9 protein-coding genes are annotated in these 12634 nt (G+C 73.6%); 6 read left to right on the plus strand and 3 right to left on the minus strand.

Annotated elements, in window-relative coordinates:
• Window positions 1–553: 553 nt before the first annotated feature.
• The 3 genes from FB455_RS04710 to FB455_RS04720 all read right to left on the minus strand — a co-directional run bounded on the left by FB455_RS04710 (window position 554) and on the right by FB455_RS04720 (window position 3681).
• Entirely contained in the window at window positions 554–1291 is a 738-nt protein-coding gene (locus FB455_RS04710; RefSeq protein WP_047893829.1) for a serine/threonine-protein kinase, read from the minus strand.
• A 55-nt stretch (window positions 1292–1346) separates the two neighbouring features.
• Window positions 1347–2351, minus strand: coding sequence for an Acg family FMN-binding oxidoreductase (locus tag FB455_RS04715; protein ID WP_145752374.1), 1005 nt, complete (start codon window positions 2349–2351; stop codon window positions 1347–1349).
• A gap of 106 nt (window positions 2352–2457) precedes the next feature.
• On the minus strand, window positions 2458–3681 hold the full coding sequence (locus FB455_RS04720; RefSeq protein WP_145752377.1) for a PucR family transcriptional regulator: 1224 nt from the start codon (window positions 3679–3681) through the stop codon (window positions 2458–2460).
• Between the two features lie 84 nt (window positions 3682–3765).
• Between FB455_RS04720 and FB455_RS04725 the strand changes: the two genes are divergently transcribed.
• The 6 genes from FB455_RS04725 (at window position 3766) to FB455_RS04750 (ending at window position 12588) form a co-directional block, all read left to right on the plus strand.
• A complete protein-coding gene (locus FB455_RS04725) occupies window positions 3766–4857 on the plus strand; it encodes a ferredoxin reductase (protein ID WP_145752380.1) in 1092 nt (363 codons plus the stop codon).
• 14 nt (window positions 4858–4871) lie between these two features.
• Window positions 4872–6011 carry a fatty acid desaturase family protein gene (locus tag FB455_RS04730; protein WP_013285873.1) on the plus strand — a complete coding sequence of 380 codons (1140 nt, stop codon included), beginning with the start codon at window positions 4872–4874 and terminating at the stop codon, window positions 6009–6011.
• A 169-nt stretch (window positions 6012–6180) separates the two neighbouring features.
• On the plus strand, window positions 6181–7581 hold the full coding sequence (locus tag FB455_RS04735) for a glycosyltransferase family 4 protein (protein ID WP_145752382.1): 1401 nt from the start codon (window positions 6181–6183) through the stop codon (window positions 7579–7581).
• A gap of 427 nt (window positions 7582–8008) precedes the next feature.
• The gene (locus tag FB455_RS04740; RefSeq protein WP_145752384.1) at window positions 8009–9202 is read left to right on the plus strand and encodes an alanine--tRNA ligase-related protein; all 1194 of its coding nucleotides are present in this window, start codon (window positions 8009–8011) and stop codon (window positions 9200–9202) included.
• Window positions 9203–9290: 88 nt separating this feature from the next.
• Window positions 9291–10751, plus strand: a complete 1461-nt coding sequence (locus FB455_RS04745; RefSeq protein WP_145752386.1) for an ATP-binding protein — start codon at window positions 9291–9293, stop codon at window positions 10749–10751.
• Window positions 10752–10767: 16 nt separating this feature from the next.
• Complete coding sequence (locus tag FB455_RS04750) at window positions 10768–12588, plus strand: acyl-CoA dehydrogenase (RefSeq protein WP_145752388.1); 1821 nt, start codon at window positions 10768–10770, stop codon at window positions 12586–12588.
• Window positions 12589–12634: the final 46 nt, after the last annotated feature.

Here is a 12634-nt window from a genome sequence, read left to right on the forward strand (position 1 = left end):
GTGGCCCGGCGCCTCCGACCGCCGAACCCGGCGCCCGTCCCGTGGCCTCGATCCACTGCCCCAGGGGCCGCCCGGCACGTCGGGCGGCCCCTGGTCGCGCCGGGCCCGATGGCAGCCGGCCTGATCACACCGGTCCTGATCGCACCGGGCCTGGTCGTGCGGCGCCTGATTGCACCGCGCCCGATCGTGCGGGATCAGGCCGCGCCGAGGTCCGGCCGCCGTCGGGACTTGCCGTCACCGACAGTAGCCTCCGCAGCTCCCCGGCAGAACTCACCCCGCGCCCTTTGCTCTGCAGCCATCGGCGCATCGGTGACTCACGGCCACTGCCGCGTATGTGGCTGCAGAGCAAAGGGCGCGAAGGGGTATGCGTCCAGCTCTCGGCTCGCCGCGCATCGTCGCTGTTCAGGAGCATGCTGCGGACAATCCGACCCATTCGGCCCCGGCGACTGCCGTCACCCTCCGTGATTTACTGTCGAATCGGGCCGCGGTAACGGAAAGTTACGCGCAGGGGCGAGCGCGCGTCGTCGAGACCCGGCCTGACAAGGCCCGTCGATCAGGCGGCTCGCCAGTCGCGGACCAACGCGGACACTGTGGCGTACCGCTCCGCCGGATCGGACCGGGCGGCCCGGTCGGCGACCGCGCGCTCGGCGGCCGTGCCCCGCCAGCCGGACGGACCGTCGAGCAGGTGGTGCAGCGTACGACCCAGCGCGTGGACCGTGGTGCGCTCGTCGATCGTCGCGCCCCGGGTCAGCTCCTCGGGCGACAGGTAGCGACGGGAGCCGGGCAGCCGGTCGGAGTCGAGCACGAACGGTCCCGGCCGGTACTCGTCCAGGTCGATCAGCCGCATCCGGCGGGCGTCGAAGTCGTAGAGGAAGCAACCGTCGTACAGGTCGATCGCCACGTACCCGGCCGCGCTCACGGCCAGGTGGGCGTCGAGGATGATGTCCAGCGCCGCGCGTACCTCGGCGACCGGCAGCCGCTGGAAGCGGGCCAGCCCGCTCCGGTCGCTGCCGCCGCCGGCTGTGGCGTGGTTGAGCACGACGCCGTCGCACCACGGGTACACCAGCGTCGGGCCGTCGGTGCCGTCGCGGACCAGCTCGGGCCGGACCACTGCCGGGTGCCGGACCGCGGCGTGCAGGCCCAACGCGCGGGTCAGCGACTCTCGCGCCGCGGGTGTCCCGGCCCGCTTCACGAACCAGCGCCGGCCCGCCGACTCCACGCCGTAGGAGACGCATCCGGAGTCCTGGTCGCCGAAGACCACGAACGCGGCGGCCGGGTCCAGATCCCACACGCGTCGAGGCTACGACGACCGCCGCGCCGGCGGTGGCCCTCCGGACCGCGCCGGGTCACCGCGGCGGGTCCACCACCTCGATCACGTCGGCGGGCGCGCGGCGCGGCGCCGGCGGCAGCTCCGCGTCCGGGCCCCAGCCGACGCGCACCACCAGGTACGGGTCGCCGATGCCCGCCAGCAGGTCGCGCATCATCCGGCGCGGCCAGGCCAGCTCCACGGCGTCGCTGAGCGGCGCGCTGGCCAGCCCCTCGGCGGTGGCGGTGAGCAGCAGCGCCGACAGCGCCTCGCCGCCGCGCAGCCAGGCGGCCGGCTCGTCGGACTCGCCGAACAGGATCAGGTACGCCGCGCCCCGGTCGAAGTCCGCGCCCGCGCTGAGCCCGGCCGCCCCGCCGGGGGCGTAGTCGCGCAGCGGCACCCGGCGCGGGGACGGCCGCACGGCGGTGGCGGCGGGCACCCCGTCGCCGCTGCCCTCCGGGCGGTGGGTCCAGCGGTGCAGCTCCTCCCGGTACGCGGGGTCGGCCAGCTCCGCGTCGGCGGCGCGACCGGTGGAGACGGCGAGCATCGGCATCTGGTCCGGCCGGACCACGTGCAGGTGCGCGCCCTCGGCCTCCACGGCGTCCCCGAGCCGGGCCAGCACCGCCTCCGGCACCGGCCGGTCCCCGTACGCCCGGCGGTCGGTGCGGCGGCGCGGAATGGCGTCGACCAGGCGGCCCGCCGGGACGTCCAGGTCGGCCGGGCCGGTGGTACGCACCCGGGCCAGCAGCGACGGGTCGCCCGGGTCGGGCAGCCGCTCCACGGTGACCGCCCAGCCGACCGCCGTCAGCGACACGCGCGCGTGGTGCAGGGCGGCGCCGCAGCTCAGCATGAGCAGCCGGCCGTCCGGGTCGGTGTGGGCGAGCTGCCGGTCCGCGTCGGCGCACAACTCCAGCGCGTCGCCGGTGACCCGCCAGCGCCAGGGCTGGGTGTTGAACACCGACGGGGCGTGCAGGGACTGCCGGGCGGCCGCCTCCAGCACCCGTACCCTCGGGTCCTGCTCGATGCGGGTCGATGAGCTGTTCATGGCGGCCCTCCTGGTTGCTCGTCCCCTTCCGACCCTGCCCGCCGCCGTCGCGGGCGGACAGGGCCGGAGGTCCCGGCCGCACCGGGCCGTGCGCCCCGGCGCGGCGTCAGGCCTCCTCCGGCTCCGGAGGTACGGCCAGAGCGATGGTCAGGTCGAGCACAGTGGCCGGGTCGTGCAGCCGGTCGCCGAACAGCTCCCGCAGCTTGCCCATCCGGTAGCGGACGGTCTGCGGGTGCACGTACAGGTCGGCCGCCACGTCGTCGCGGCGTCCCTGGTGCAGCAGCCACGACCGCAGCGTCTCGGCCAGCCGGTGCGCGGTGGCCGGGGGCAGCGCGGCCAGCGGCGCGAGCGCCTGCGCGCGCAGGTCGGCCAGGGCTTCCGGATCCATGCTGAGCAGCAGCGTCGCCAGGTGACGCTCGGTGTCGACCGGCCCGGCGTCCGCCTCGCCGAGGCCGAGCGCGAGCGCCCGGGTGGCCCGCTGGTACGACGCGGCGACCCGGTGCCAGGGCCGGGCCGGGCCGAGCACCGCCCGGTGCCCGTGCAGCAGCCGGGTGAGCTGGCGGCGCCGGCCGCCGTGCATGTCCGGCACCAGCAGTACGGCCAGCTCCTCGACCGGGTTCATGCCGGGCAGGTCCTCCCCGCTCTCCAGCGTGTACGGGTTGAGCAGCGCCAGCACCGCGCGCAGGTGCCGGCGCGGCAGCAGCACCACTGTCAGCGTCTGTGGCGGCGGCCAGTCGGCGCGCTCTGCGCTGCGCCGCAGCGACTCCTCCGGCTCACCCGCGAGCAACTGCTGGGTGAGCCGTTCCATGTTGCGGCGGCGCATCCGGCCGGCGCTCGCCAGCTCGTCGGCGTGCCCGGCCACGCTCGCCGCGGACAGCTCGTCGATGTACGCGAACATCAGTTCGGCGAACTCGGCCACCGTCTCGGCGGCGAGCCCGCTGCGTACCGTCGTGGTGGACACCTCGCGCCAGGCCACCCGGGCACCCACCCGGTACGCGGCCAGTAGCGCGTCCATGCTGCGCCCGGAGCGGGCCTCGCCGCTGCCCAGCGCGTACGCGGCCTCCAGCGCCGGGGCCAGGGGAGTGCTCGGGTCGAACGCCTGGGTACCCTCGATGAGCTGGAGGAACGTGCCGAGCGCGATGCGTACCGCGTTTTCGATCTTCGCCCGCATGGCGCCGGTGAGCGCGCCGGAGTAATCCGGCACCTCGGCGGTGATCGCGGAGACGGTCCGCTCGGCGACCACCGGCAGCCGGCCGCGCAGCGTCGCGGCCATCCCGGCGTCGAGGTTGAGGTGCGCGGCGCGCTGCCCCGTGCCGGCCTCCGACGTCATGTTTGTTCCCTCCGAACAAAAACCTGCGACCGTTTCACCTTTGCCGGTCAAGATGTTATGCGATCGGGCGGTCACGCTGGTTATATGACCACAACTGCCTCCCGCCGCCCTCAGAAGGTCACCTTCCGGGACAGGCTGCTGCGGCTGGCCGGAGCGGTCACCACGCCGGTGCTGCCGGACGACTATCTCGACCTGATCGCGCCGCTGCGCGCGGGCGCCCCGCTGCGCGGCAAGATCGTCGCGGTACGCCCGGAGACCCGGGACGCGGCCACGCTGGTGATCCAACCCGGCCGCGCCTGGCAGGGCCACACGCCCGGGCAGTACATCCGCCTCGGCGTGGACGTCGACGGGGTGCGTCAGTGGCGCGCGTACTCGCTCACCTCGCCGCCGGACGCCACGGACGGCCGGATCTCCGTCACCGTGAAGGCCATCCCGGACGGCAAGGTCAGCAACCATCTCGTACGCCGGCTGCGGCCCGGCACGATCGTGCACCTCGACCAGGCCCAGGGCGAGTTCGTGCTGCCCGCCGCGACGCCCGAGCGCGTCCTGTTCCTCACCGCAGGCAGCGGCATCACCCCGGTCATGGGGATGCTGCGCTCCGGGCTGGCCGACCGGGCCGACGTCGTGCTCGTGCACTCGGCGCCGACCCGCGACGACGTCATCTTCGGTACGGAGCTGCGCGCCCTGGCCGACCGCGGCGCGCTACGGCTGATCGAGCGGCACACCGACACGGACGGCCTGCTCGACGTCGCCGAACTGGCCGGCCTGGTGCCCGACCACCTCGACCGGGAGGCGTGGGCGTGCGGGCCGATCGGCATGCTCGACGCGGTCGAGGGGTACTGGTCCTCGAACGGTCCCGTCGAGCGGTTGCACACCGAGCGGTTCCGCCCGACGGTGATCACGCCGGGAGAGGGAGGCACCGTGACCTTCACCGGGGCGGGCGTGACAGTCGAGTCCGACGGCGCCACCACACTGCTCGACGCGGGGGAGAACGCCGGAGTGCTGATGCCTTCCGGGTGCCGGATGGGCATCTGCTTCGGCTGCGTCGTACCGCTGCGCCAGGGAGCTGTCCGCGACCTGCGCAACGGCGACGTCACCACTGCCGTACCGGGGGACGGCGTGCTGGTCCAGACGTGCGTGTCGGCCGCCGCCGGTACCTGCGACATCGATATCTGACAGGAGCCACCCACGTGACCGTGATCCAGAAGAAGGCCGTCAACCCGATCGCCCACCTGAGCGCCGAGGACATCGAGATCATCGGCAAGGAACTGGACGCGATCCGGGACCGGGTTCTCGCCGACCGGGGGGAGCGGGACGCCCGCTACATCCGCAAGGTGGTCAAGACCCAGCGGACACTGGAGATGAGCAGCCGTGCGGTGCTGCTGTTCTCGCTGTTCCCGCCGGCCTGGATCGTCGGCACGGCCGGGCTCACGGTCGCCAAGATCCTGGAGAACATGGAGATCGGGCACAACGTCCTGCACGGCCAGTGGGACTGGATGCGCGACCCGAAGATCCACTCCACCACCTGGGAGTGGGACCACGTCTCCCCGGCCGACCAGTGGAAGCAGTCGCACAACGAGCTGCACCACAGGTACACCAACGTGGTCGGCAAGGACAACGACCTCGGGTACGGCATCATGCGCGTGGACGAGGACCAGCCCTGGCACCCGATGCACCTCGGGCAGCCGCTGTGGAACCTGCTCAACGCCGCGTTCTTCGAGTACGGCATCGCCGCGTACGACATGGAGCTGGGCGACCACCTCAAGCAGCGCAAGCTCAAGGACCCCAAGTTCCGGGCCAAGGCCAGGGCCGTCGGGCGCAAGATCCGCCGCCAGGTGCTCAAGGACTACGTGGTGCACCCGCTGCTGTCCGGGCCGTCGTTCCTGTCCACGCTCGCCGCCACGTTCACCGCGAACCTGCTGCGCAACGTGTGGAGCCACTCCGTGATCATGTGCGGGCACTTCCCCAACGGCGTGGAGACGTTCGAGAAGACCTCCATCGACGGCGAGACCCGCGGCGAGTGGTACCTGCGGCAGATGCTCGGCTCGGCCAACATCAGCGGCAGCCGGCTGCTGCACATCATGACCGGCAACCTGTCGTACCAGATCGAGCACCACCTCTTCCCCGACCTGCCCAGCAACCGCTACCAGGAGATCGCCCCGCAGGTGCGGGCGCTGTTCGACAGGTACGGCCTGCACTACACCACCGGCCCGCTGCCCAAGCAGGTCGCCTCCGCGTGGTGGAAGGTCATCCGCCTGTCGCTGCCCAACCGCAAGGACAGCCGGCAGCCGGTCGCCCCGGCCGCGCTGGCCTCCTCCGGTACGGCCTGACCCGCCCGCTCGGTGCACGGCCGGTGAACTTCCACCGGCCGGCACCTGACCGTCGGCTGCACAGTCGGCGTCACCGCAGCTCAGAGCCGGTTTCGCGGCCGTCGTTACGGTCCCGCGCCCCCGTACACTCGCGCCCGTCCGGGCGTACGGGTGGAGGGGTGGATCGCCGATGGGGCGCGACGACACGACGCGGCTCGGCCGGCGCGTGGTCATGCTCGTCGACAACGCGGTCGAGGGTGACTCGCGGGTGCAGAAGGCGGCCCGCTCGGCCGCCGACGCGGGCTGGGACGTCACGCTGATCGGCTGCGCACACGTCGACGCCGAACGCCGCTGGCGGCTCGGCGACGCCGAGGTGCGCATCCTGCCGCTCGCCGCTGCGCGCGCCACTCCACCGGCCGCCGTCTCCGGCCCGCGCGGCGTGTCCGGGTTGCGGACGCGGCTGGTGGCCCGGGGCGGGCTGCCGCTGCGCGCGGCCCGGCTGGCCCGTCGGCCGGTCGAGCACGCCCAGGTCCGCTACTGGCGGGCCCGGCTGCGCGACGGGGCCTGGCGGCGGCTGGAGCCGAGGCTCTGGGACTACGAACGGGTCGCCGGACCGGTCGTCGACGAGCTGCGGCCCGACCTGATCCACGCGCACGACTTCCGGATGCTCGGCGTGGCCGCGCGCGCTGTCGAGCGTGCCCGCGCCGCCGGACGTGACACCACGCTGGTCTGGGACGCGCACGAGTGGCTGCCCGGCGCCCGGCCCCGCCGCGACAACGCCCGCTGGCTGCCCGCGCATCTCGGGTACGTCCGCGAGTACGTCGGCGCCGCCGACGCGGTGGTCACCGTCTCCAACACGCTCGCCGACCTGCTGGTACGCGACCACGCCCTGCCCGAGCGCCCCACAGTGATCCTGAACGCCCCGGTCACCGCCACCCCCGAGCCGACTGCGCCCTCCGAGTCGCCCGACCCCGAGCCCGCAGACCTGCCCGCCCCCGACCTGCGGGAGCGCTGCGGTCTGCCCCCGGACACGCCGCTGCTCGTCTACAGCGGGGCGATGGCCGTCCAGCGCGGCGTGGACACGGTGGTCGAGGCGTTGCCGCTGCTGCCCGGCGTACACCTGGCCCTTGTCGTCGCCGACCCGGACGCGGCCTACGTCCGCCAGGTCGTCGCCCGCGCGGCCCGGCATCAGGTGGGCGACCGGGTGCACGTGCTGCCGTACGTGCCGCACCGGCAGCTCGTCGCGTTCCTCGCCGCCGCCGACATCGGGCTGATCCCGCTGCACCACTGGCCCAACCACGAGATCGCGCTGATCACGAAGTTCTTCGAGTACGCGCACGCGCGGCTGCCGATCGTGGTCAGCGACGTACGGACCATGGCCGAGACGGTCCGCGCCACCGGGCAGGGCGAGGTGTTCCGCGCCCGCGACGCCGCCGACCTGGCCCGCGCGGTACGGGCCGTGCTCGCTGACCCGGCCCGCTACCGCGCCGCCTACGAGGGGCCGGACTCGCCGCTGCCCGGGTGGACGTGGGAGGCGCAGGCCGAACGCCTGGACGCGCTCTACCGCCGCCTGCTCACCCCCACCCGCTGACGCCCGCCGCCCGCCCGGGTGGAACGCCACGGGTGTCTCCGGCCCGTTTTGACACCCATGGCGTTCCACCCGCGCCTTTGGGGGGCATGGTCAACTCCAGCTCGGCGAAATGGCGGCATCCGAGGGCCGGTGACCCCGCCTTCTCGGGGGAGTTGCGTTGATCTTGCGCCGGCGCGGGGCACGGGGCACGCGGGCGCGCGGAAAAGGGTTGGGCGGGACGGTGCGGGGCGGGCTACCGTCGGAGTATGCAGAGCAGGCGCACCTTTACCGCCGCGGCCGCGCGAGCTTCCCGCTCGCCGGTTGCCGCCGCCTGACCTGCCCCACACCCACGCCGGCGACCGGAAACGGTCCGCCGGCGTCGTCGTGTCGACGCCGTGTAACGCGCGCGGCGGGCCGTCCGGTCACCCGTACCCGGAAGGCACCCACCATGACACCCGACGAGATCACCCGGACGTTCCTCGACCACTACCAGCGGCACGACCATCGGCGTGCGCCGGAGAGTTCGCTCGTTCCGCCGCCCGGCGACCCGGTGCTGTTCACCACGTCCGGCATGCACCCGCTCACGCCGTACCTGCTGGGGCGCCCGCACCCGGGCGGACGGCGACTGGCGAACGTGCAGCGGTGCCTGCGCACCACGGACCTGGACGAGGTGGGCGACAGCACCCACCTGACCGTGTTCCAGATGCTCGGCTCGTGGTCGCTCGGCGACTACGACATCGCGACGAGCCTGCGCTGGGGCTTCGAGCTGCTCACCGACGGGTTCGGCATCCCGGCGGGGAGGCTGCACGCGACGGTGTTCGGCGGCGACGACCGGCTCGGGCCGGACGACACCGCGCGGGAGACATGGACCGGGCTCGGCGTCCCGGTGGAGGCGCTCGGCGAGGACAACTGGTGGTCCAACGGCCCGACCGGCCCCTGCGGACCGGACTCGGAGATCTTCGTGTGGACCGGCGACGGCCCGCCCACCGGCACACCGAGCACCGACGCGCGCTGGGTGGAGGTGTGGAACCACGTGCAGATGCGCTACCACAGGCACCCCGACGGCCGGCTCACGCCGCTGCCGCGCTCCAGCATCGACACCGGCATGGGCCTGGAACGGCTGGAGATGGTGCTGCGCGGCGACCGGTCCGTGTTCACCGGCGACGGGCTGCGGCCGTGGGTGGACGTCGTCCGCGACCGGTGGGACCTGCGCGGTGAGGACCTGCGCGTGGTCTCCGACCACCTGCGGTCCGCGGTGGTCGTGCTCGGTGACGGGGTACGCCCCGGCAACACCGGCCGCGGGTACGTGCTGCGGCGGCTGCTGCGCCGCGCGCTGACAGTGCTGTGGCGCGACGACCCGGCGCGCACCCTGGACGAGATGCCACCCCAGGTGTACGCGGACACGCTGCGCCGCTTCCGCCAGGTGCCCGATCCGAGCATGCGGCCGGTCGACGTCGGCTCGCTGCACGCGACGCTGGTGGACGAGGAACGCCGCTTCCGTGGACTGCTGCGACGCGGACGGCCGCTCGTGGACCGGGTACGGGAGCGCGGGCCGCTGACCGAACGCGACTACCACTGGCTGCACGACACCCACGGGCTGCCCCGCGACCTGGTCGACGGCCTGCTCGCCGAGGCGAGCTGAGCGGTGGCCGCCCGGCCGGGCCGGTGCCAGACTCGGAGGCGGACGCCACGCGAGGGAAGCGGACGCCGCCGCGAGGAGAGGGCTGCCGATGACCGAGGTACGGCCGGACGAGGAGACGGTGCCGCTGCTCGGCGCCGAGGTGCGCATCACCGACGCGGCCGGGCTGCTCGCCGCCGCCACGGACGGGCCGGTGGACCTGCTGTCCGGCGGCGACTTCCCCGCCCCGGTGCGGGAGGTCCGCTGTACCGTGCGCGCCGACACCGCCGCCGAGCCGCCGGTGCACCGCTTCGAGGCGTACCTCCGGGTGGAGGCCGCACCGGCGGGCCTGATCGCCCTCGGGCTGGCCGGGCCGGTCGGCCTGCTGCTCGCCGAGCGGCTGGCCGCGCGCGGCGGCGACGGCCCGGCCGCCGCGGTGGGCCGGATCGCGGTGGAGGCCGGGCGGCGGATCTGGCCTCGCCCGGTCGCCACGCTCGTCGCGCCGCCGCGCGACCCGGCCGGCCGGGAGGTGCTGCGCGCCGCCGAGGAGGCAGGGCTGCGCCCCCGCGTCGACCAGGACAACGGCACGGTACGCATCCGCGCCGAAGTGCCCAGCGCCGACGTGGATCCGGCGCACCTGCGGGCGATGCTGGGCCTGCTGCTCCAGGCCGTACGTGAGTTGTCCGGCGACAGCGAGGAGCCGGCGGTGCTGCGCGGACGGACGTACCTCGTGGGGCGGCGACCGGTCGCGGTGGCCGGGCCGCGCAGCGCGGCGGTGACCCTCGACCAGGTCGGCGGCCTGCCCGACGTGGTCGCGCGGTTCCGCGAGGTGGCGGTGTCGTTCCGGCACCCGCAGGCGATGGCCCGCTGGGGCGCGCGCAGGCCGCAGGGCATCCTGATGTACGGCCCGCCCGGCACCGGCAAGACGATGCTGGCCCGCGCGCTGGCGAACGAGGTCGGCGCGGACTTCGTGGAGATCCGTACCCCGGAGATCCTGGACAAGTACCTCGGCGGTTCGGAACGCAACATCAAGCGCATCTTCCGGGAGGCGCGCCGCTACCGGCGGCCCACCGTGATGCTGTTCGACGAGTTCGACTCGATCATCAGCTACGCCGGTGCCGGCGGCGACGCGGCCAGCCAGGCGGTCAACGCGGTCGCGGGCATCTTCAAGCAGGAGATGAACACGCTGTTCGAGGAGAACCCGGACGTCATCGTGGTCGCCACGACCAACTTCCCGCAGCGCGTGGACGCGTCGCTGATCCGCTCCGGCCGCTTCGACCTGAAGATCGCCATCCCGGCGCCGGACGAGGCCGGACGCGCCGAGATCCTCAGCAAGATGATCCGCGAACTGATCGACCGGCACGAGCGGCCGGGCTTCAAGATGTTCGCCGACGACGTCGACCCGGCCGCGCTCGCCGCCGACACGGCCGGGCTGACCGGCGCGGACCTCCGGGAGGTGCTGCGCCGGGTGCAACTCGCCAAGGCGCTCCGGGAGGCGGCGGAGGGTGCGCCACCGGCTCCGATCGGTCAGGATGACCTGCGGGAGGCCGTCGCCGGGTTGCGCCGCGGCTGACCGGAAGGAGTCCACGTTGTCCTCGTCCGATCTGCTGCTGTCCCGCCGTGACCTCGCGTTCCTGCTGCACGACTGGCTGGACGTGGCGCGGCTGACCGAGCGGCCCCGCTACGCCGAGCACTCCCGGGAGACCGTCGACGAGGTGCTGGACCTCGCCGCCCGGGTCGCCGCCGAACGCTTCGCCCCGCACAACCGGGCCGCCGACACCGGCGAACCCACGTTCGACGGGCAGCGCGTGCGGACCATCCCGCAGGTGAAGGCCGCCCTGGAGGCGTTCGCCGAGACCGGGCTGCTCGCCGCCACGATGGACGAGTCAGTGGGCGGCCTGCAACTGCCGCACACCGTGGCCGCCGCCGCCTTCGCCTGGTTCCAGGCCGCCAACGTGGGCACGTCGGCGTACCCGATGCTCACCCTCGGCAACGCCAACCTGCTGCTCGCCCACGGCAGCGCCGAGCAGATCGACACCTGGGTACGCCCGATGGTCGAGGGCCGCTTCTTCGGCACCATGTGTCTGTCCGAGCCGCAGGCGGGCAGCTCCCTGACCGACCTCACCACGCGGGCCGAGCCGCAGGACGACGGCACGTACCGGATCGTCGGCACCAAGATGTGGATCTCCGGCGGCGACCACGAACTGGCCGAGAACATCGTGCACCTGGTGCTGGCCCGTATCCCCGGCGCGCCGCCCGGCGTGAAGGGGCTGTCGCTGTTCATCGTGCCGAAGGTGCTGCTCGACGACGACGGCAACCTCGGGGCGCGCAACGACGTGGTGCTGGTCGGCCTCAATCACAAGCTCGGCTACCGGGGCACCACCAACACGCTGCTGAACTTCGGCGAGGGTGTGCACCGGCCGTACGGGCGGGCCGGGGCGGTCGGCTACCTGGTGGGGCAGCCGCACCAGGGGCTCGCGGTGATGTTCCACATGATGAACGAGGCGCGCATCGGCATCGGGGCGGGCGCCACAGCGCTCGGCTACACCGCGTACCTGAAGTCCGTCGCGTACGCCCGGCAGCGCCCGCAGGGACGGCCGGTCGCCGACAAGGACCCCACCACGCCGCAGGTGCCGATCGTGGCCCACCCCGACGTACGCCGGATGCTGCTGGCCCAGAAGAGCTACGTGGAGGGCGCGCTCGCGCTGGTGCTCTACTGCGGACGGCTGCTCGACGAGCAGAAGACCGCGCCCGCCGAGGCCGATCGCGAGCGGGCGCAACTGCTGCTGGACCTGCTCACCCCGATCACCAAGAGCTGGCCGGCGCAGTGGTGCCTGGCCGCCAACGACCTGGCCATCCAGGTGCACGGCGGGTACGGCTACACCCGCGACTACGACGTCGAGCAGCACTGGCGCGACAACCGGCTCAACGCCATCCACGAGGGCACCCACGGCATCCAGGCGCTGGACCTGCTCGGCCGCAAGGTCACCATGCGCGACGGTGCCGCGCTGGAGCTCCTGCTGGAGACCATCCGCGGCACCGTCACCCGGGCGTGGAAGGCGGAGGGGTTCGCCTCGGAGCTGGCCGGTCAGCTCGGCGCGGCGGTGGACCGGATCGCCGTGGTGACGCGGCGGTTGTGGGCGCCGGGCGACCCGGAGCTGGCGCTGGCGAACGCCTCGGTGTACCTGGAGGCGGTCGGGCACGTGGTGATCGCGTGGATGTGGCTGGAACAGGTGCTGGTGGTGGAGGCACTGGGGTCGCCGGAGGGGGCCGAGGGGGAGTTCCTGGCGGGGAAGAGGCAGGCGGCGCGGTACTTCTACCGGTGGGAGCTGCCGAAGGTGGGGGTGCAGTTCGACCTGCTCGAAGGACTGGACCGGACGACGCTGGACATGCGCGAGAGCTGGTTCTGAGGCAGCGAGTTTGAAGGGCAACGGCTTTTCATACTGTCGAAGACAC

The organism is Micromonospora sp. CNZ296, from assembly GCF_007827635.1.

Bases quoted from the DNA above. Each gene is read 5' to 3' on its own strand.
- FB455_RS04715 (WP_145752374.1), bottom strand. From the start codon at position 2,351: ATGAACAGCTCATCGACCCGCATCGAGCAGGACCCGAGGGTACGGGTG.
- FB455_RS04720 (WP_145752377.1), bottom strand. From the start codon at position 3,681: ATGACGTCGGAGGCCGGCACGGGGCAGCGCGCCGCGCACCTCAACCTC.
- FB455_RS04725 (WP_145752380.1), top strand. From the start codon at position 3,766: ATGACCACAACTGCCTCCCGCCGCCCTCAGAAGGTCACCTTCCGGGAC.
- FB455_RS04735 (WP_145752382.1), top strand. From the start codon at position 6,181: ATGGGGCGCGACGACACGACGCGGCTCGGCCGGCGCGTGGTCATGCTC.
- FB455_RS04740 (WP_145752384.1), top strand. From the start codon at position 8,009: ATGACACCCGACGAGATCACCCGGACGTTCCTCGACCACTACCAGCGG.
- FB455_RS04745 (WP_145752386.1), top strand. From the start codon at position 9,291: ATGACCGAGGTACGGCCGGACGAGGAGACGGTGCCGCTGCTCGGCGCC.